Raw genomic sequence first — 21,025 nt, 5'->3', positions numbered from 1 at the left:
GCACCCATACGGCACCCACGTGATTGAGAAGCAACATCCTCGCGAAACACGAAGTCGCATTATCCATTTAATATCAGAGAGTTAAATGGTGCCCAGGGGCGGATTTGAACCACCGACACGAGGATTTTCAATCCACTGCTCTACCCCTGAGCTACCCGGGCACGGAGACCAGTTAACTGGTCGGGTGAGCGCGTTTTAGGTTCTCTACGCGCGGGTGTCCAGCCTCTATTTGCATTGTTCCGCAACTAGTTTGATCGCTGTTCTAATGTGGCTTTTGATCCGGGTCTTTTTCTAGTGCCTCGACGAGTTTTTCAAGGTCGTCGGGGTCTTGTGACGGGGTGGCGTAGGCACCAGAAAACCACTTCGACAAATCAACGTCAGCGCAGCGTCCGGAACAGAAAGGGCGGTACTTTTCTGCGGTCTCGCCTTCACAGATCGGGCAGCTCACGCTAGCAGCTCGCTCAGCGGCGCACGGGCGCGTTTGCGTTGCAGTTCGTAGTGCCCAAGTGGCGTCCAGCCAACCAAGGTCGTCTCGACCTCATCAGCCCTAAAGGCGGCGCGCAGGGCCGTCTCAAACGGGCGTCGATCCTTTTTAGGCATTGGAGCCAGATCAAGGACGATCTGCCCCCCTAGGCCTCGTAGGCGCAGTGAACGCGGCAATGCGCGGGCGCAGGCCATGTTTGCCTTGATCCCCGCAGCCAATGACACGTCAGAGCCCGTGTTCACATCCACAGCGACCAGCGCACGTGTCGGTTCGACGTACATGGACGCACCACCAGATAGGGCAACGCGGTCTTGCGCCAGCGCATCCAGCTCATCCAGTACTCCGTGTTCCTCAAACCCACCTGCTTCGGTCACGATCTCAGCCTGTTCGACCCAATCACGCCACGCAAGCACATGAGGACCATCGCCCTCGGCCAAGGTTTCCATCTCGGCGCTGTCATCTTTGAGAACAGCCTGCGCCAGCCCAAGCATGGATTCGATATCTTCGGCAATTGCGTCACTGTCCGCCCCTGCACAACAGGAACGCAGGATAAGGCCGTACTCGGACCCGTCCATCGCATCGTGTGCGATTTCCAATAGGCGATCCCGTTCGGGTTCATCGCGGATTGAGCGGGAAATATTCAGGCCCGGAGCCTCTGGCGTGATAATCGCATACCGGCTTTTGAACAGTAGCTTCGAGGTTACGGGAATCGCCTTGCCGTCTTCGGCGAATCCTGTGACCTGCACAAGAATCGGCTGGCCAGGCGCAAGGCCTTTAATCTGGCGCAAAAACGCTGAACCATCAGGCGTTTTGAGGAACATGCCCCCCTGACCTTTTACGGGGCGATCCGCGATTGCGCGGTAAATCGTACCGTTGCGCGGCGCATCAGTGACATCCACCAGCAGATCATCCAGCTTGCCATCAACCATGAGGGCAGCGGTTTCGATCTCACCAAGGTGATCCAGAATAATTGTACGGCCTTTCATGAGCCTTCTCCATATATCGGGTAGCCGCTGGCGCGCAGCAAATTTGCAGTCTCAGCGAGCGGTAAGCCCACGATGCCGGTGAACGAGCCGGATATCCATGGAATCAGCACACCCGCAGGCCCCTGAATGCCGTAGCCACCCGCCTTGCCCTCCCAATCGCCAGTATCAAGGTAGGCTTTCAGTTCGTCTTCGGCGAGGTTTTTCATGCGCACTGTGCTCATCACATCGCGCTCCCACAGCTTGTCACCGCGTCTTACGGCGACGGCTGTGATCACTTTGTGACGGCGGCCAGACATGGAACGTAAAAACGCCTCTGCCTCGGCGCGATCCGCAGGTTTGCCCAAGATTCGGCGACCCAGCGCAACAGTAGTATCTGCGCATAGAACGATATCGTCGCTATCCGCAGGCACCGCCGCCACCTTCTCGCGCGCCATACGGGCACAATAGGGTCGCGGTAGCTCTGCTTTGTGGGGGGTTTCGTCAATGTCGGGGGCGCGAATATCATCCGCAACCACGCCAATTTGCGCCAGCAATTCCTTGCGGCGCGGTGATCCTGATCCGAGGATAAATTTCATGAGCACTCCTCGCCCATCCTGCAGGGCGGGCGGGGGATTTCGTTACTTGAAACGGTAGTTAATCCGGCCTTTGGTCAGGTCGTAGGGGGTCATTTCGACCTGTACCTTATCACCTGCCAGAACGCGGATGCGGTTCTTGCGCATCTTTCCTGCCGTATGTGCGATGATCTCATGGCCGTTTTCAAGCTCGACCCGGAACGTCGCATTTGGCAAGAGTTCCTTAACGACACCGGGAAATTCGAGCGTATCTTCCTTGGCCATGGTCTCTCCTGTAAAAACATCCCCGTAGCAGGGACAAGCGCTAAATGAGGGGTTCCGCGCGGATTTTCAAGAGGAGAAGCGATTCAAAGCTACATTTAACGCAGGAGCATCGCGACCGACCTGCAAGTCCCAATGCGCACGGTTAAGCACAACGCCGTCAGAACGAACATTTGCAATGGCCCCTAAATCCACATCCGCATAGGTCCAACCCGCCACGCACAGCTCTGCTGCAGCCAATACACCTGTTGATGGAAAGCCGACATCAGGTGGGCAAAAGATACCCCCTGCCCCCACGCAAGACCCCAGCGCGCTACTCCAATTGGCATCACCAACAATCGAAGACATGGCAGTCACACACTGATTCTCTAATGCGCGCGCCATCGCGCCTGTACGAACGCGCCAATACCCCGCCAATGCCTCGGTCACGCTAGGTACTGCAATGATATCACAGCTTTGCAGCGCATGGCCCAGCAGCGGGAACTCACTATCATAACAGATCAGGATGCCAATCCGGCCCAAAGCCGTCTCAAAAACCTGAAGCGGTCCACCACCAATCACATCCCAAACCTCGCTCTCAAAGCGGGTCATGATTTGTTTGTCTTGAATGCCTATCTGGCCGTCCGGCGTGATCAGCCGTGCGCGATTTACTGGTCGGGTTTGCGTGGCTGCAGGGGCCGAGGCCGCAACAATATGCACACGGTGTTCCGCAGCCAGTCGCACATACAGCGCGTCAATCTCGGGCAACCGGTCCGACACGGAAAACAGAGATTTTTCGAGGTCCCCCGCCACATCCAACCCATCTAGCGTGGCAACTTCCATCGCGCCATATTCGGGAAACACGAGCAAATCAGCGCCCTGCCCAGCTGCTTCAGCCACCCAGCTTGCGGTTTTGTCTTCAAATTGAGCCCAAGATTCCAGCACATCTAGCGGGTAAGCAGCAGTTGCGATTCTCATGAGAACTCTTGCTCCAATTGAACTATGTTGATCCCTGCCATTCTGCCCCGCCCAAAACAAAGCAGCAATAGGCTTAACCTCAGCCTTGACGCCTTTGGGATGCATCCCCACAACGAAGCGATGAAAAAGGGACCAGATATGCAAATGAAAGGCATCAGCCTACGCGGACTTGAGGTGTTTGAAGCGCTCGCCCGCAGCGGAACCGTTGCACAGGCCGCACTTGATACTGGCCTTAGCCAGCCAGCGGTGAGCCAACAGATGCGCAACCTTGAAACTGCACTGTCCACCACGCTGATCGACCATTCGCGTCGACCCATGCGCCTAACACCAGCTGGCCGTGGTTTTTTGCGCCATGCAACTGCTGCATTATCTGAGCTCCGCCTCGCCACATCAGAAGTCTCAATCATGGACTTGGCACACCTGTCCGAACTCAACCTTGGCGTGATTGACGATTTTGATGATGATCTAACGCCGCGCCTCGCTGTCATTCTTGCAGATAGTATCGCAGGCTGTCGATTTCGCCTGAGTTCAAAAAGCAGCCGAGATTTAGTGCGCATGGTTTGTGAAGATGAGCTACATATGGCAATATCCGCCAGCACCCATGAAACGCATGAAAAGCTGGTGGAATATCCTTTGGTACGTGACCCGTTGATCTTGGTTATGCCCAAAGAGTGCACAGAACACCCTCAAACATTGCTAAAATCGGCCTCGGACTTGCCGTTCTTGCGCTATGAGAGCGACCAACTGATTGCCAACCAGATCGAGGACTTTCTAAAAAAGGATTGGGCACCACTGCCCGCACGATTTGAAATCGGCAGCCACCTTGCACTGATGTCTATGGTGGCACACGCCACGGGTTGGACGATCACCACCCCACTTGGCTTTATGCGTGCTGCGCGTTTTCATGACCGTCTTTCTGCGCACCCTTTGCCCGGTACAGGCGACGCGCGCCAAATCTCGCTGTTCACTGGTGCGGATTGGAAGGGCGACGTGCCGCGCGACATCACAAACGCCTTTCGCGGATTAATCGAGCGGCGCATGATCAGCCCCGCCATTGAACAGATGCCTTGGCTTGAGGGCCAACTTCACCTTTTGTAATTCGGAGCCCACATGCCCAACATCGTCATTCTAACAGGTGCAGGAATTTCTGCCGAAAGCGGCATTGAAACATTTCGCGCCGAAACGGGCCTATGGGCGCAGCATAACGTCGAAGACGTCGCCACCCCCGAAGGGTTTGTCCGTGATCCCCAACTTGTGGTCAATTTCTACAATGCCCGCCGCGCCCACGGTGCCAGCGCCCTGCCAAACGCGGCCCATGAAGCACTGGCAAGGCTAGAGGCCGAAAATGACGGCGAGGTATTGATCGTAACGCAAAACGTTGATGACCTGCACGAACGAGGTGGTGCGCAAAATGTGTTACACATGCATGGGTCGCTAGGATCGGCGCTATGTGCGTCCTGCGAACACCGCTGGCCTGCCCCTATGGAAATGAACGTAGGCGATGCCTGCCCCGCCTGCAGCGCGCCCAGCGCACGACCTGACATCGTATGGTTTGGCGAAATTCCCTATCAGATGGACCGGATCATCGACGCCCTTGGCCGCGCGGATATTTTTGCGGCCATCGGCACGTCAGGTAATGTTTATCCTGCGGCGGGTTTTGTGGCCGAGGCCGCGCGTATTGGCGCGCAGACTGTGGAAATCAATCTGGAACCCTCAGCGGTTGGTTCGCAGTTTGATAACGCCATCATGGGCCCTGCCACCCAGACAGTACCTGCATGGGTGGATGATATCCTAAAGGGCCGCTAAGCGCGCCTTAACGGGTCAAATCAACGGGAACAATGATTTCGATCTCGCCTGCCTGCTCAAACACCAATGTCACAGGCACTAACTGCCCTTGGCTGAGCGGCGCATCCAATCCCATAAACATAAAGTGGTCGCCGCCGCGCTTGAACGCGTGGTTGTCACCGTCCGCCAGTGGCACTCCACCTTCAATCTCGCCCATGCGCATGACGCCATTTGCGTCCTCAGAATGGCTGTGCATCTCAACGCGACCCGACAGACCAGATCGCACAGCGATCAGACGATCATCGGTTCCGGTTTGATTGCGCAGCACCAAAAACGCTGCAGCAGACTTTGACGTCGGCAAGCTGCTACGCAGATACGGCTCTTCAACCGCAAACGCCGCCGTGCTCTTGTCTAACGGGGACATTTTCACCGACACCACCGCCATGATCACAGCAATCACCGCGAATAAAACAACAACACCTACCGTCGATTTTGGGTTTGGCATGAAGAGTTCCTTTAAATTGATTGGGGTAGTCCCGCCGCATGGCACCGTAAAATGGCATGCTAAACGAAAACGACCCCGAGCCTGCAATCAGGTCGGGGTCGTTCTAAATCATAATAGGCTGGCGCTTAAGAAGCGGCTTCGGCCTGAACGCTAGATTTTGCGATCGCTTTTTTGATCTTCAGCGCGTTGTCTGACAATTCTGTATCTTTTGCTTTTGCAAGGTACAGATCCAGACCACCACGGTGATCAACGCTGCGCAGAGCAGCTGCAGAAATACGCAGTTTGAAACCACGGCCCAACGCTTCGGACTGAAGTGTTGTGTCGTTCAGGTTTGGCAAAAACCGACGACGCGTGCGGTTTTTGGCGTGGGATACGTTGTTGCCCGACATCGGGCCTTTTCCGGTCAATTCGCAACGGCGCGACATGGGTTCATCCTTTTGGTTCGACGCAGTGTCTCACAAAGAGCACCACAGCTGATCAGGTCACACAATCGGAGACCCGTAAATTGGTCTGCTGGCTTTAGGAGGAATCGCCAGATAGGTCAACCCGAGAAGCCCGCTTTCTCTTCCTTACACCCGCAAATCGCGCACAAATGCGGCGGCAGCGGCTGCTGGCTCCTGTTCACCGGCCGCAACCGCATCACTTAGACGCAAAAGTGCGGCCCGTGCTGAAGGCGTATCAAGCTGCGCCAACAGTGCATTTCTCACCGCATCCTCAAACCAATAGCGCGCTTGCGCCGCTCGGGTTTGAGTCCAAAATCCGTTTTCACGGCGCCATTCAGACAGTTTCTTAAGTGTCTCCCAAACCTCGGGCAGTCCACGTTGCTCTAGCGCGGACACGTTCATGGCGCAGGGATACCCCTCAGGGTCTTGTGGCCGTTTACGCATCAGGCGCAGTGCCCCAGCATAATCGGCCTGTGTACGGGTCGCCGTGGCCTTTAGATCGCCATCGGCCTTATTGACCACAATCACATCCGCCATTTCCATGATGCCGCGCTTGACCCCTTGCAGCTCATCGCCCCCCGCTGGCGCAAGCAACAACAAGAACAGGTCAGCCATTTGCGCCACCACTGTTTCGGATTGGCCAACACCCACAGTTTCGATCAGCACAACGTCAAAACCAGCGGCTTCGCACAGTGCAACGGCCTCACGCGTGCGCCGCGCGACACCGCCCAAATGGGTTTGGCTAGGGGAGGGGCGAATAAACGCCTTTGGATCGCGACTTAGCAAATCCATGCGGGTCTTATCCCCCAAGATCGATCCACCCGAGCGCGACGAACTGGGATCAACGGCCAAGACCGCCACCCGCAGCCCCTGCCCTGTCAACATAAGGCCGAAGCTTTCGATAAATGTAGATTTCCCCACACCCGGCGTTCCCGACAGCCCAATGCGCAACGCCTCTTTGCTCTGACCCAATTCCGTCAACAGCTGTGTTGCCTGCACGCGATGATCATCGCGGCCGCTCTCAACCAAGGTAATCCCCCTCGCCAACGCACGCCGCTCACCTGCGCGAATGCGTTTTGCCATATCAGTGATGTCCATGGGAGGTCCTCCGCGCCGTTCCTGTGTGTTTTTCACGCCCCGCGCAAAGAATGTCCAGCCTTGCCCCGCCTGTGCCCAGCGCCGATAAGACGCATATGAAAACTGCTCTGCCTATCGACGAAGTCATGCCCGAAGTCTTGGACGCCCTGCGCGCCCACGGCCGTCTTGTCCTTCAAGCCCCCCCAGGTGCCGGTAAAACAACCCGTGTACCGCTTGCGATGTTAGAGGCGAACCTCACATCGGGGCGTATTCTGATGTTGGAGCCCCGCCGCCTTGCCGCGCGCGCCGCCGCTGAGCGTATGGCGCAAACATTGGGCCAAGAGGCTGGACAGACGGTAGGATACCGAGTGCGCGGGGCCTCGGCGGTGTCCAAATCAACGCGGATCGAAGTGGTCACCGAGGGCATCCTCACCCGAATGATCCAAGAGAATGCCGAACTGCCCGGTATTGGCGCGGTGATCTTTGACGAATTTCACGAACGCTCCCTCAATGCAGATCTAGGGCTGGCCCTCTGTTTGGAAATTGCTGGTGCTTTGCGGGACGATTTAATGTTGATCGCCATGTCTGCAACACTGGACGCAGGACCTGTGGCCAAGCTGATGGAGGCACCAATCGTGACCTCAGCCGGGCGCAGCTTTCCCGTCACGTCTCATTGGCTGGAGAAACCGCTCGCCAAGACGATGCGCTATGAACAGGCTGTTGCCGATCTGGTCTTACATGCCATTGGCGAAACAAGCGGCTCTGCGCTGGTTTTCCTTCCCGGTGAGGGTGAGATCAGGCGCGTCGAGAGGTTGCTGGCACAGCAAGTCCCAAAAGATTGTACGCTCGCGCCCCTATTTGGCGCGATGGATTTCAAAGCCCAGCGTGCGGCGATCAACCCCGCAGCCTCAGGACGCAAAATAGTTCTAGCCACGTCTATCGCCGAAACATCGCTGACCATTGAGGGCATCCGCATCGTTGTGGACGGCGGGCGATCGCGGCGTGCCGAATTCAATCCCTCATCAGGAATGTCGCGCCTGATCACAACCCGCGTCACGCAGGCCGAAGCGACCCAGCGTGCAGGCCGTGCGGGCCGCGTGAGCGAAGGCGTGGCATACAAACTGTGGACGCGCGGCGAAGACGGCGCGTTGGCTGCCTACCCTCCTGCAGAGATCGAAAGCGGCGATCTGAGTGCCTTTACGCTAGAGCTGGCGTTGTGGGGCGCACAGGCAACTGAATTGGCCTTTGTAACACCGCCCCACGAAGGGCGTTTACAGGAAGCAAAGGCATTGCTGCAAATGCTGGGGGCGCTGGATACCAACGACCGCATCACACCCCATGGTCGCAAGCTGGCACAGCTACCGCTGCACCCCCGTCTTGCACATATGGTAGCGCGCGGTGGGCGTAAGGCGGCAACGCTGGCCGCGATCCTTGCCGAACGTGATCCACTGCGCGGTGCGCCGCTTGACCTGATCCACCGAATGCGCGCGGTAGCAGGGGAACGTGTGCCTGGTGAAGTCCACCACGCCACCCTCGCCCGCATCCGCCAAGAGGCCAAACGCCTAGCCCGCGCCACCGCGCATGATGGCCCCGAAGACATCGGCACATTGGCCGCCCTTGCTTACCCTGACAGGATCGGGTTGCGGCGCAAAGGCGACGGAGCGCGGTTTGTTTTATCCGGCGGCAAAGGCGCAGTTATTCCGGCGGGCGACCCCTTGGCAGGTGAACGTGTGATCGTTGCCACCGACCTTGATGGTGACCCGCGCGAGGCACGCATCCGCCAAGGTACCGCACTGTCAGAAACCGAGCTACGCGATGCATTTTCCGACCAGATCGCATGGCATGACCATTGCGCATGGTCCCGCCGTGAGGGCCGTGTTGAAACACGCCGCCAAGAACGCCTTGGCGCGCTGGTACTGGATGACCGCACATGGAGCGATGCCCCGCAAGAAAGCGTAGCACAGGCAATGTTGGCAGGTGTAACCCAACTGGGCCTGCGCCCCGACAAAGCAGCAGCGCGCTTCTTGCGTCGCGCCGCATTGGTTGCCGATCAACCGAATTTTCCCGATTTCTCCGAACCCCACCTGATGGAGACCTTGGAAGAGTGGCTATTGCCCCATTTGGGCACCACGCGCAGTACCGCTGATTGGAAACGCTTTGATCTGCTGCCCGCCCTGCGCGCGCGGCTGGATTGGGACCAGCAACAGCAACTAGACCGCGCCGCGCCTGCCCATTTCGAAACGCCACTTGGGCGGCGTATTGCAATTGATTATGACGGGGACACACCGCAAATCGCTGTGCGCCTGCAGGAAATGTTTGGCGTGACGCGCCACCCGCAAGTTGGCGGACAGCCCTTGCAGGTCACGCTATTGTCACCTGCCCAGCGCCCCGTTCAGGTAACGATGGACCTGCCACGCTTTTGGGAGGGTTCCTACGAGGACGTGCGCAAAGACATGCGCGCCCAATATCCGCGCCACCCTTGGCCCGATGATCCGCGCGCCGCTGACCCAACCCTAAGGGCCAAGCCGCGCGGCACGTGAATTAGCTGTTTTCGCTGGCCAATTCAGGCCAATCCACGTTGAATTTACCTTCTTGGTCGGTCCGCTCAAATCCGTGCGCACCAAAGAAGTCGCGCTGTGCCTGAATGAGGTTGGCCGTGCCGCGCCCGCGCCGCATGCTATCATACCACGCAAGGGACGCCGACAAGGCAGGCAGCGGTGTGCCCAGCGCAACACCAGCCGCAACCGTGCGCCGCAATGCGGGTATCGTTTTAGCCAATGTCGCAACCATCGCAGGTGCCAAAATCAAATGGCCCTCGGGCAGTTCATCCCTAAAGGCCTGCGCAAAATCATCCAACAACGCCGAGCGGATGATACAGCCTGCACGCCAGATCTCCGAAATACGCGCCATATCAAGCGCCCAGTCAAATTCCTCGGACGCTGCAGCAAGGACACGAAAACCCTGCGCATGTGCCAAAATACGTGCCGCCAAAAATGCGGATTCCAGATCGCCGCCCTCTGGCACCTCTGCAGGCAATGTACCCGCACTCAGAACCGTCTCAGCAACTTCGCGCGTTGGTTTTTCTGACGACCAACCGCGCGCGCCTACTGCGGCCTCGATTGCACTAGCGGATTGGCCCATCTTTAATGCTTCAATGACTGTCCAGCGGCCTGTACCTTTTTGCCCCGCGCGATCAAGGATCACATCAACCATCGGCTGATCCGTTTCAGGGTCCATGGTTTGCAAGGCTGCGGCGCTGACCTCAATCAGGTATGAGCTGAGCGGACCGCTCTGCCATTCTTCAAACAGCGCGCCGATGCGCGGCGCATTCCAGCCCGCACCATCGCGCAGGATGCCGTAGATTTCGGCAATCATCTGCATGTCAGCGTATTCAATGCCGTTGTGCACGGTCTTTACAAAGTGCCCTGCACCATCCGTTCCTAGGTGCGCCACACAAGGATCACCTTCAAACCGCGCCGCTATCGCTTCGGCCATCGGTTTTAGCTGCTGCCAACTGTGTGCACTGCCACCAACCATCATGGAAGGACCGTGGCGTGCACCTTTTTCGCCACCAGACACCCCCATGCCAACAAAATGCGCACCTGTGCCGCTAAGGCGATCAAATCGGCGACGGGTGGCGTTGAAATCAGCATTGCCGCCATCGATGATGGTATCGCCATCTTCCAGCAGCGGCAGAACCGCATCAATCATCGCGTCCATCGGCGCGCCAGACGGGATCATAAACAAAATGGTGCGCGGTGTTTTGAGGGCGCTGACAAAGCTATCCAGCGTATCTGTCGCGGTGATCTGCGATCCTAGAGGTCCCGCCCCTTGCACAAAATTCGCAATCCACTCAACCTCACGGTTGGTCACTGCAACGTGAAACCCTTTTTCAGCAAGGTTGAGCGCAAGCGCGCTGCCCATTGTCCCTAACCCGTACACACCGATATCGGCTTTTGCTTTGGTCATGGGACCTCCTCATTTCGCAATTTCACTACGACAATTGGGGGTTTTAACGGTGCGGTGCAAGACCTAGCTGCGCAGGCTTTCGGGACTGTGAGGTTTTGCGCCTGTCTGCTCGGCCTGTTTTACAGCCAATAACATTGCTTCGCACAAAGGTGTTTTCACGGACTTCTCACGGCCCATTGCAATGATCCGGCCTTGCAATGCGTCAATCTCGGTGATCCGCCCCGCCATCAGATCATGCGCCATAGATGTGCGGGCCTCAGGATCAATGGTAAGCATCTTTGCAGCCACACGACGAAACAACGGCGTGGGCAGGCGCAGGATATGGGGGACCAATGCAACGGGAACAGGCGTTGTAGGCCGAACCGTGCAGTTGTGCGCGCGCAATACATGCAGGGCTTCTGCCATTTGATCTGCCATCAGTCGCCGCCATGGGCGGTTAAGCAGCTGCTCATGAAGGGTCAGCCCAGATAGGGCGTTTGGCGCATTATTGAGGTTAAGCAGGAACTTGCCCCACTGCACCGCCTCGATCTCGTCGCTTTGGGATACATCCAGACCAGCCACGCTCATCAATTGATCAATGCCAGCAGGGCCTGCACCAATGACAATATCTCCGCTAGAGGCACGGTGGAATTGCCCCAGCTCCTTTGGGACCACATTGAACGGCACCATTGCAGGGCGAATATCATGCGACGGCAACGCTGCGCGCAAGGTATCTGCATGGCCCATGCCGTTTTGCAAACTAACAATTATTGCATCAGGCTTTGCGTAGGCCGCTATCTGATCCGCCATCTCGGCGGTTGCCGCGGATTTTACGCACACAAGGATCAGATCAGCATCAGCCAAAATTGCAGGGGCTTCATGCAGGTCCAATGCGTCAGGCGGCACAGATACATCCATGCCGCTGTAATCGCTTAGCCGCAGACCATGGCTGCGCAACGTATCCAGAATGCGCGCACGACCCAAAAAGCTGACCTGCATTCCGCCGTGGGCCAGCAAGCCGCCAACATAGCAGCCAATCGCCCCAGCCCCTGCAACAACGATGCGGGGGGATTTTGTGGCGCTATTTTTCAAGGCACCACCGCATCACAGCTTTTTGGGCATGCAGACGGTTTTCGGCCTCATCAAAGACAACCGAACGTGGACCATCCATCACGGCGCTTGTCGCCTCTTCGTCGCGGTGGGCTGGCAGGCAATGCATAAACAACGCATCGTCTTTGGCCTTCGCCATCAGCTCTTCGTTGACCTGATAGCCGCGCAGCTGGTTGTGACGCCGCTCGCGTGCAGATTGCGGATCATGCATGGACACCCATGTATCAGTGACCACCAGATCAGCACCTTTAACGGCCTCGTTCGGGTCACGCACCGTGGTATAAAGGCCATCAAGCGCGCGCTCGGGGTCCAGCGGTTCGGGGCCGGTGAATACAAGATCAAAGTCAAACTGTTTCGCCGCATGGGCCATGCTGGCAAAGACGTTATTGCCGTCACCAGACCACACAACGCGCTTGCCTTTGATGGGGCCGTTATGTTCCTCAAACGTCATGATATCTGCCATGATTTGGCAAGGGTGCGTGCGGTCAGTCAGGCCGTTGATCACAGGCACAGTGGCGTATTCTGCCATCTCCAGCAGCGTTTGCTCTTCAAATGTACGGATCATGATCAGATCAACATAGCGCGACAGCACGCGGGCGGTATCGGCGATTGTCTCGCCGTGGCCCAACTGCATGTCATTGCCAGATAGCACCATCGTCTGACCACCCATCTGGCGTACACCCACATCAAAGGAAACGCGCGTACGGGTGGACGGTTTTTCAAAGATCAGCGCAACCATATGGTCCTTGAGGGGTTGATCATCGTCCAGCGCACCGCGCGGACGGCCTGCACGTGCTTCCTTCATTGAGGCAGCGCTGTCGATGATACCCCGCAGTTCAGATTGATCTGTCTTATGGATGTCGAGAAAATGTTTCATGGTAATTCTTTACTTGGGATATTTTGGCCGGGGGCGAGGCCCCCAACAGTCTACAATTTACAGGATGAAATCAGGCTGCGCCCAGCGATGTTGCTGCGCGATCAAGGCGTGTCACCGCCTCAGCGATTTCTTCATCCGTGATATTGAGCGGGGGCAACAGGCGCACAACATTATCGGCGGCAGGCACGGTCACCACTTCGGCCGCGTAGCCTGAGTTGACCAGATCAATTGGCGCACCTTTGCACTTCAGGCCGAGCATCAAACCAGCGCCGCGCACTTCCTCAAAGACATCTGGATGCGAGGCCACTAACCCTTCTAGCTTTTGACGCAACAGGCCAGACTTGCGGTTCACCTCTGCCAGAAATTCAGGGTCGGCAACGGTATCCATCACCGCACAACCCACAGCGCAAGCCATCGGGTTGCCGCCATAGGTCGAACCGTGCGTGCCTGCCGTCATCCCGCTTGCCGCGTTTTCAGTGGCCAGAACCGCCCCAAGGGGAAAGCCGCCGCCAATGCCTTTAGCAACCATCATTATGTCAGGCGTGATGCCTGCCCACTCATGGGCAAACAGTTTGCCAGTACGGCCAACGCCACATTGGACTTCATCAAGGATCAACAGGATACCGTGTTCATCACACAGTTCCCGCATGCCTTTTAACGTCGCATCCGACAGCGGGCGAATACCGCCCTCGCCCTGAACCGGTTCAACCATAATCGCACAGGTTTGATCGGTAATTGCCTCTTTCAGCGCCTCTTCATCTTCAAATTCCAGATGCACAAACCCGGGCAACAACGGGCCAAAGCCCTTTGTCATCTTCTCAGACCCTGCAGCAGCGATCCCCGCTGAGGACCGCCCATGGAATGACCCTGAGAAAGTGATGATCTCAACCCGCTCTGGCTGGTCTTTGTCATAAAAGTACTTGCGCGCCATTTTCACAGCCAACTCACAGCTTTCTGTGCCAGAGTTGGTGAAAAATACAGTATCCGCAAAGGTATGTGCGACCAGCTTATCCGCAAGCGCCTGCTGTTGCGGAATTTCGTATAAGTTGGACGTATGCCAAAGCTTGCCCGCCTGTTCGGTCAGCGCAGCAATCAAATCAGGATTGGCATGACCCAACACATTCACAGCAATACCAGCACCAAGATCTAAAAACCGTCGGCCATCCGCCTCGATCAACCAAGTGCCTTCACCTTTTTCAAAACTCAGAGGTGCACGGGAATATGTCGGCAGAATAGAAGCGATCATCTAGATCATCCTTTCAGGAAAGAAAGCCGCGAAAAGCACAAAAGGGCATGGGCGTTGCGGCGGGTCAAGTAGGTTTGGGGGGCGGTGCCAAATCAGGCACCAAGGATCAAACCTGCCAATAGGCAGGTTACGGGCGGCAGATTAGCTGCGGCGTCGTCGTGACAGGGTATGTGTACGTGTGATCATGAGGATGGTTTAACGCCTCAGCGCGCTTTTGCAAGTGCCTCGTTTCATTACTTGCGAGGGCGCGATATCCGCGCCATAGCAGATGCATGTACCAACCCAGACAACAGAATAATGCGTTGGCCGCTGCGCTGATCCTTTTCGCAACTGCCTTTATTGCAGCAACCACGCTGATGGCCAAAAGCCTTGGCACGGATACACTGGGCCCTGCCCTGCCAGCGTTGCAGATCAGCCATGGCCGTTTCTTGTTTGCCTTCATCGCGCTCAGCAGTGTTGCTGCGATCGTGCGGCCAAAACTGTCAAAGCCACGGTGGCGATTGCACATTGCACGCACAAGTTTTGGCTGGGCGGGTGTGACGCTTATGTTTGCCTCCGTCGCCTATATTCCACTGGCCGATGCGACAGCGATTTCATTCCTTAACCCTGTATTTGGTATGATGCTGGCGATCCCGTTGCTGCGCGAACAGGTTGGTCGTGTGCGGTGGTCGGCGGCAGTCCTTGCATTGATCGGCGCACTGATTCTATTGCGGCCTACCCCAGACAGCTTTCAGTCCGCCGCTTTGCTTGCCTTGGGCGCTGCGATGGTGATGGGGCTTGAGTTGGTCTTCATCAAGAAGCTGGCAGGTCGTGAAAACCCTTTTCAGATATTGCTGGTCAATAATCTGATCGGCCTGTGCATCGCTACATTCGCAGTTTTGCCTGTCTGGCAAGTTCCGACAGGACAACAATGGGCACTGCTGGCTGGGATCGGGCTGTGTATGGCCGTGGCTCAAACCTGCTTTGTGAATGCAATGGCGCGCGCTGACGCCAGTTTCGTCGCGCCTTTCAGCTATGCCACACTTATTTTTGCAGCACTTTACGATGCCCTTTTTTACGGCGTACGCCCTGATGGCGTCACGTACATTGGCGCTGGGATCATCCTTGCGGGGGCATTTTGGCTGGCTTTACGCGAAGCGCGACTGAAAAAGCCGGCCCCAACCGCGCCAACATCCGTCTGATCCCTTGCACCTGCCGCCACAGGCATTACTATAGGGGACTGAATTTTGCCAAAGCGGTCCAACCACGGGCCGCTTTTTACACTGGGGAAGCTTCCATGTCCTGGACTGATGACCGCGTTGAGATTTTAAAGAAGATGTGGGGCGAAGGCCAGTCCGCTAGCCAGATCGCCAAAGAGCTGGGCGGCGTGACCCGCAACGCCGTGATTGGCAAGGTGCACCGCCTTGGCCTGTCCAACCGCACAACAGCCGGCGCTGCAGCTAAAGCAGAGCCAAAAGCCAAAGTAGCCCCAAAGGCCAAACCGGCACCTAAGCCAAGTCCAGAGCCCACGCCGACACCCGCGTCCGCCAAGCCTGACCTGAAAACCGAGCCAGCAATTGCGCCACAGCACAACATGCCAGCCCGCAAGCAGATCATTCCTGCGGGCCAGCCGCTGCCACCGCAGCCTTCCGCCAACGAAATCAGCCCCGAAGCCCTCGCCAAGGTCAACGAGATCGAGAAGAAGGCCAAAAAGATCAGCTTGATGGAATTGACCGAACGGACCTGCAAATGGCCTGTTGGTGACCCCGCAACCGAGGATTTCTGGTTTTGCGGTCTCCCCGTCAAAACGGGCAAGCCTTATTGCGAAGCACACGTCGGCGTAGCGTTCCAACCGATGAGCGCGCGACGCGACCGTCGCCGTTAAGCGACCCAAGAATTAATAACGTCGCGCATACATGCGCGACGTTTAGGTTTTCAGCCCCGATAATTTGGGCGCTTCAAACAATCCTGCCCTGAACTAGAGCCTGCTATTTCATCACCCTCAAAGTCTGCTATGCGGACGAAGCCGGCCTTGCCGTCCGCGTGGCCAATGGCCGCTTTTAAAACGTGATGGCGAGAGCCAGACGCCTATGGGTGGGAAGGATATGCCCCCTGACGACCCACACAATCCACCAGATCAGTCGAGGTGAAGATTTTGCGCCAAGATACCAGTGAACATCAAAAACGGTCCTAAGGGCCATGATCAGCCGAGTTTCCTCACAGCCTCTGCGCACACCGGGGTCTGGACTTTGGTGGAAAGCTATCCGCCGCCGATTTGCTATTGTGAGATCGATGATATGGTGTGGATTGGTTTCGTGAAACCCTTGTTCGCAACGGCCATCACCCTGCCACCCGGTTCAAACGGGCAATGGCCCGGTGAATGTACGTATTCCCAAGGTTTGATCCAAAGACGGCACCCCGGTCACGTTCCGTTCCGCCTTGATGCCACCATATATAAGCGAGACCAGGACGCTGGAAGCGGCTCTGCCATGGCTGTACCTAAAAGGGGTTTCGAGCGGCGAGTTGGGAGCCGCTCTGACGGTTCTTCTTGGGCCTGACGCCAAGGAACTGTCTGCAAACACAGTGTCCCGCCTGAAACGGGATTGGGCCAAAGAATATGACGGCTGGCGAGAGGTGCCGTTGGACAAAGAGCAATGGGGCTACATTTGGGGCGACGGCGTCTACAGCGGCTTGCGCGGTGAAGGCGACAAGCTGTGCGCTCTTGTCATCATTGGCGTAAATGACCGTGAACAAAAGAAATTCCTCGCGATTGAGGATGGAGTGCGAGAGTCCACCCAGAGCTGGCGAGAGGTGCTACTGTCACTCAAAAGTCGAGGCATGAAGGCACCCAAGTTGGCAATCGGTGACGGAGCCATGGGATTCTGGGCTGCGCTGGATGAGGTATGCCCTGAAACACGCCGACAGCGTTGCTGGATGCACAAAACGATGAACGTACTGAATTGTCTGCCCAAGCTTTCTCAGCCAAAGGCCAAAACTGCTTTGCACGATATTTGGCAGGCTGAGACCAAAGCCGATGCTGAACAAGCCTTTGATCTGTTCAGCAAAACCTACGAGGCAAAATACCCCAAGGCAGTACTTTGCCTGCAAAAAGAACGCGACGAACTCATGGCATTCTTCGACTTTCCAGCCCAGCACTGGCAGAGCATCCGCACCAGCAATCCGCCCGTTCGGGCATATAAAAATGCCCTGCCTGATAATAATTGAATCTGCCTTCGCCACAATCAGGCATCGCACCAAACGTTCAAAGGGCTGGCTCTCACGCGATGGCATGCTGCACACCCCTCTCGTGACATTGCTGCGCAATGCATTGCCGGGCAGCGGATGTTCAAGCTGGGACAATGTACTGAAGAAAACTAGCGGAAGCTACGCGGCTTTGACTGCCTTGCCAAAATCATCACTGGCATCACGTTCAAAGACGGAACTTAAGCCACAAACCCCAACCAGATCGCCGCATGACCGACAAACCTCAAACACCAGATTTGACAATAACTCATATTCCAGAAACACTTACGCCAATCGCAGCGCTGGCAGTCACATGAGATTTAACATTTGCTCCGAGGCCTCCCGTGGAACGATGAAGGCTGAGTGGACGCGTGCGCCGCACATGTTGCAAAGGTGTATGGGTCTCGCACAGCTTTCAACTTACGAATGAATCGTGAGCGCGTATCCCATATGGTATATGGATCGGCTGAGAAATCATATATACAAATTATTGATACAATAAGAAGATTCTTAAATTTGGTTAATTAAACCGATTGGACATCCACCATGCCCATCCCGTCGAATGGTTACCCGTATTTCAGATCAACACTGGCACCGCCAACAATGAGTTGGTCAGGAAACCCGAAATCGTCGGCCTCTCGAATGGCAATTTTCCGGTCACTTGGATTTTCCGGTCACTTGGGTTGAACCAGATCTTGCGCAAGCCAGAGCTGTCTCAAAGGCCGTTACGGGATAAAGGTTCGAATTGGTCTGACAGTACCATGAATGACGATACTGAAAAACTCAGCTAGGATGTGCCAGATTTATTCAATTTTCAGGATCCAATATTCTGGTTTCACTAGCAAATTTTACAAAAATTAAGGGCGTTGTAATCGTGGACGATATTCAGGCGCACCCAACATTTTCACACAAGGACGACCCCATGCCATCTACACCCGAGCTCTGGAAAGACCTTGGACTGATCGAAACGGTCAATCCGAATAATACACTCCAGTCTGCCCCCCAAGTCTATCATCTGACCAACTGCAACATTCTTGTGGCTTCATCTCAACAGCAGATACTGACGCGGGGTCATCGGGCGTATCCGACATCATCTATAGAATTTTTGCCTCGCCTCGCAACTTTGAACGGGACACATTTAGCGCGAGCCATTGCGCGGCCAACAGCGCGCGCGATCTTGACCTCGCGGCCGCGCCGCGCGACCGCATCGGTTAGCGCCGCCTAAACACTGCTCCCGACAGCTAAACAAAAAAAATTCCAAAGGATTTCATCATGACCAACATTGCATCCATATCCGGCACCATCACCGGAACCGCCGACGGGGACATTCTCATTGGCCTCAACAACGCATCGTCGGGGGCGACGACAATTGACGGGGGCGTAGGCAACGACGTGATCTTCGGGGATCACAACACGTTGATTGCTGATACGATCCAGTTTAACAGCTCCATCGCAAATGCCTTTGACCTCGATCCTTCGGGCCAGTGGAGTACGTTTGAAAACCCTGATGTGGGCGACACTGCCATCCCCTACACCACCGTTCTGGGCACGGGGGCGAACGAGCGTGATTTCTTTTCCGTCACCATCGGCGCGGGCGAGACGATCACCATTGATGCGGATTGGGGCAACAGCAGCGCGGGCGGCAATACATTTGATGGCGTTGTCCGGTTATTGGATGCAAGCGGTGTTGTTGTTGCCACGGATGACGATTCGCCCGCCGCCGATGGCGGTCTGGGCAGCACCCTTGATCTCAATGGCTCGAACTCGCGTGATCCGCTGTTGACCACAACTGTCGCGACAGCGGGCACCTATTACATCGAGTTTGGCAGGTATCTAACCGGTGCCACCACGCTGGCGCTGGTGACGGGCGACACCTACACGCTCAACGTCTCGGTCACGGGCCATGCCGCAACAGGCGCGCCGCAGGGCGGGAATGATTCACTGCTAGGCGGTTCGGGCGATGATGTGATTTATGGCATGGCTGGCAATGATTTCATCAGTGGCGGCACGGACAATGACAGGCTCTATGGCGGCAGCGGGAACGATACACTCGCCGGTAACGATGGCAATGATCTGTTCGATGGCGGGGACGGTAATGATGTTTTTTTCGCAGGGGCCGGTGCTGACACAATGCTTGGCGGTGCGGGGGATGATTTTTTAGCTCTTTTTTCAAACAAAGACACTTCAGGACAAGTGTTTGACGGAGGAGCGGATTTCGATACTCTTTTGGCCATTAAGTTAGGCGGGATAGGTACAGTCGATCTGCGCGACCATAGTGTGACGGGTATTGAGAGTCTGAACCTCTCCGACAACGGAGGTGGCCCGTCTTTTGTGGTCGACGAAATGCAAATGAATGCAGCGCAGTTTGCTGATTTCACAACTCTCCGAGCTTCGGGTCATGCGGGCCAGTCCGTCACGCTGAGCCTGTTTATGGACACCGAAACCACGCTCGACCTGTCTGGCCTGAGTGTGTTCGGCTTTACCGAGCCGGGCGATGGCATCGTCATCACGGGCGATGGCGATAACGAATTGATCACCGGCAGCTCGGTCAACGATACCATCAATGCGGGTGGCGGCAACGATACCATCAATGGCGGTGCAGGCAGTGACAGCCTGAATGGCGGTGACGACAATGACACTCTTAATGGCGGCGGAGGGGTAGATACCCTGAACGGTGGCAATGGCGACGACACGTTTATCGTTGATAACAACAGTCCCGACATTATCGACGGCGGCTTGGGTGTGAACACGCTGGACGCGACAAGTTTGACGGGAAATTTCCTGACAGTGGCAAGTTTGTATTCCGTAGGCGCGTATTCTGTATCTGGTCTTTCGGGCACGCTAACCAACATCGACGTTGTTTTGGGGTCGGAACAGGGTGATCAGATCACCACGGGAACTGTTGCCAACAAGACAGTTCACGGCAATGGCGGCGACGATTTGTTGCTTGGTGGGGGGGGCAGCCAAACGATTACCGGCGGCGCAGGTGATGATACCATTGATGGCGGTTTCTATGTTGGCTCTAGCCTTGGTGATCAGCTGGAGGGTGGCCTCGGCAACGACGACATCACCGGTGCAAACGGTAATGATACGATCCTTGGTGGCGATGATAACGATTCAATCACTGCAAACGGCGGCAATGACACGGTAGACGGCGGCGCGGGCAATGACACGATTGACGGCGGCGGAGGGGTAGATACCCTTAGCGGTGGCAATGGCGACGACACGTTTATCGTTGATAACAACGATCCCGACATTATCGACGGCGGCGCCGGTGTGAACACGCTGGACGCGACAGGATTGACGGGAAATTTCCTGACAGTGGCAAGTTTGGCAACCGGAGGCGCGTATTCTGTATCTGGTCTTTCGGGCGAGCTAACCAACATCGACGTTGTTCTGGGATCGGAACAGGGTGATCAGATCACCACAGGAGGTTTCTCCAACACGACAGTTCACGGCAATGGCGGCGACGATTTGTTGTTTGGTGGGACGAACAACCAAACGATTACCGGCGGCGCAGGTGATGATACCATTGATGGCGGTTTCTATGTT

Annotated in this window: 18 protein-coding genes, 1 tRNA gene and 1 pseudogene; 7 read left to right on the top strand and 13 right to left on the bottom strand. The window is 56.2% G+C overall.

Annotated features, from left to right (window positions below; genetic code table 11):
- Positions 1-86 precede the first annotated feature (86 nt).
- The 6 genes from V7775_RS23225 to V7775_RS23200 all read right to left on the bottom strand — a co-directional run bounded on the left by V7775_RS23225 (position 87) and on the right by V7775_RS23200 (position 3,260).
- Positions 87-161: transfer RNA gene (locus tag V7775_RS23225), tRNA-Phe, on the bottom strand.
- Between the two features lie 101 nt (positions 162-262).
- Positions 263-448: a DNA gyrase inhibitor YacG gene (locus V7775_RS23220; RefSeq protein ID WP_335754323.1), complete on the bottom strand. Its 186-nt coding sequence runs from the start codon at positions 446-448 to the stop codon at positions 263-265.
- Positions 445-1,470 carry a ribonuclease E/G gene (locus tag V7775_RS23215; protein ID WP_335754322.1) on the bottom strand — a complete coding sequence of 342 codons (1,026 nt, stop codon included), beginning with the start codon at positions 1,468-1,470 and terminating at the stop codon, positions 445-447. Before V7775_RS23215 ends, V7775_RS23220 begins: the two co-directional genes overlap by 4 nt.
- A complete protein-coding gene (locus tag V7775_RS23210) occupies positions 1,467-2,045 on the bottom strand; it encodes a Maf family protein (RefSeq protein ID WP_335754321.1) in 579 nt (192 codons plus the stop codon). The genes V7775_RS23215 and V7775_RS23210 overlap by 4 nt, the downstream gene beginning before the upstream one ends.
- A gap of 42 nt (positions 2,046-2,087) precedes the next feature.
- Entirely contained in the window at positions 2,088-2,306 is a 219-nt protein-coding gene (gene infA, locus V7775_RS23205; RefSeq protein WP_005978431.1) for a translation initiation factor IF-1, read from the bottom strand.
- Positions 2,307-2,372: 66 nt separating this feature from the next.
- Complete coding sequence (locus tag V7775_RS23200; RefSeq protein WP_335754320.1) at positions 2,373-3,260, bottom strand: carbon-nitrogen hydrolase family protein; 888 nt, start codon at positions 3,258-3,260, stop codon at positions 2,373-2,375.
- Between the two features lie 138 nt (positions 3,261-3,398).
- On the opposite strand from V7775_RS23200, the gene V7775_RS23195 reads away from it, so the two are divergent.
- A complete protein-coding gene (locus V7775_RS23195) occupies positions 3,399-4,358 on the top strand; it encodes a LysR family transcriptional regulator (protein WP_335754319.1) in 960 nt (319 codons plus the stop codon).
- 12 nt (positions 4,359-4,370) lie between these two features.
- Positions 4,371-5,066 (top strand): NAD-dependent deacylase, encoded by a 696-nt coding sequence (locus V7775_RS23190; RefSeq protein WP_335754318.1) that lies wholly within the window; start codon positions 4,371-4,373, stop codon positions 5,064-5,066.
- A 7-nt stretch (positions 5,067-5,073) separates the two neighbouring features.
- Here the strand turns inward: V7775_RS23190 and V7775_RS23185 are convergent, their stop codons facing one another.
- The 3 genes from V7775_RS23185 to meaB form a co-directional block, all read right to left on the bottom strand.
- Entirely contained in the window at positions 5,074-5,550 is a 477-nt protein-coding gene (locus tag V7775_RS23185) for a copper chaperone PCu(A)C (RefSeq protein ID WP_335754317.1), read from the bottom strand.
- Positions 5,551-5,675: 125 nt separating this feature from the next.
- The gene (gene rpmB / locus V7775_RS23180) at positions 5,676-5,975 is read right to left on the bottom strand and encodes a 50S ribosomal protein L28 (protein WP_335754316.1); all 300 of its coding nucleotides are present in this window, start codon (positions 5,973-5,975) and stop codon (positions 5,676-5,678) included.
- Between the two features lie 144 nt (positions 5,976-6,119).
- A complete protein-coding gene (meaB, locus tag V7775_RS23175; RefSeq protein WP_335754315.1) occupies positions 6,120-7,091 on the bottom strand; it encodes a methylmalonyl Co-A mutase-associated GTPase MeaB in 972 nt (323 codons plus the stop codon).
- Between the two features lie 95 nt (positions 7,092-7,186).
- Between meaB and hrpB the strand changes: the two genes are divergently transcribed.
- Complete coding sequence (hrpB, locus tag V7775_RS23170) at positions 7,187-9,610, top strand: ATP-dependent helicase HrpB (RefSeq protein ID WP_335754314.1); 2,424 nt, start codon at positions 7,187-7,189, stop codon at positions 9,608-9,610.
- A 1-nt stretch (position 9,611) separates the two neighbouring features.
- On the opposite strand, the gene gndA is transcribed toward hrpB, so the two are convergent.
- The 4 genes from gndA to V7775_RS23150 form a co-directional block, all read right to left on the bottom strand.
- Entirely contained in the window at positions 9,612-11,039 is a 1,428-nt protein-coding gene (gene gndA / locus V7775_RS23165) for an NADP-dependent phosphogluconate dehydrogenase (protein ID WP_335754313.1), read from the bottom strand.
- Positions 11,040-11,102: 63 nt separating this feature from the next.
- Positions 11,103-12,110, bottom strand: a complete 1,008-nt coding sequence (locus V7775_RS23160; protein ID WP_335754312.1) for a 2-dehydropantoate 2-reductase — start codon at positions 12,108-12,110, stop codon at positions 11,103-11,105.
- On the bottom strand, positions 12,100-13,005 hold the full coding sequence (gene argF, locus V7775_RS23155) for an ornithine carbamoyltransferase (protein ID WP_335754311.1): 906 nt from the start codon (positions 13,003-13,005) through the stop codon (positions 12,100-12,102). The genes V7775_RS23160 and argF overlap by 11 nt, the downstream gene beginning before the upstream one ends.
- A 70-nt stretch (positions 13,006-13,075) precedes the next feature.
- Entirely contained in the window at positions 13,076-14,251 is a 1,176-nt protein-coding gene (locus tag V7775_RS23150; protein WP_335754310.1) for an aspartate aminotransferase family protein, read from the bottom strand.
- Between the two features lie 272 nt (positions 14,252-14,523).
- On the opposite strand from V7775_RS23150, the gene V7775_RS23145 reads away from it, so the two are divergent.
- The 4 genes and pseudogenes from V7775_RS23145 to V7775_RS23130 all read left to right on the top strand — a co-directional run.
- Positions 14,524-15,432, top strand: coding sequence for a DMT family transporter (locus V7775_RS23145; RefSeq protein ID WP_335754309.1), 909 nt, complete (start codon positions 14,524-14,526; stop codon positions 15,430-15,432).
- A gap of 95 nt (positions 15,433-15,527) precedes the next feature.
- Entirely contained in the window at positions 15,528-16,115 is a 588-nt protein-coding gene (locus tag V7775_RS23140) for a GcrA family cell cycle regulator (RefSeq protein ID WP_335754308.1), read from the top strand.
- 438 nt (positions 16,116-16,553) lie between these two features.
- A pseudogene (locus V7775_RS23135) lies at positions 16,554-17,677 on the top strand (IS256 family transposase); the annotation flags it as partial.
- 1,068 nt (positions 17,678-18,745) lie between these two features.
- Positions 18,746-21,025: beta strand repeat-containing protein (locus tag V7775_RS23130; RefSeq protein WP_335754307.1), on the top strand; the 2,280-nt coding region annotated here is incomplete at its 3' end.

It is taken from the genome of Sulfitobacter sp. (assembly GCF_036960155.1).
GTDB lineage: Bacteria > Pseudomonadota > Alphaproteobacteria > Rhodobacterales > Rhodobacteraceae > Sulfitobacter.
Note: the sequence above shows the minus strand (reverse complement) of the source record. Positions and strands in the feature narration are given on the sequence as shown.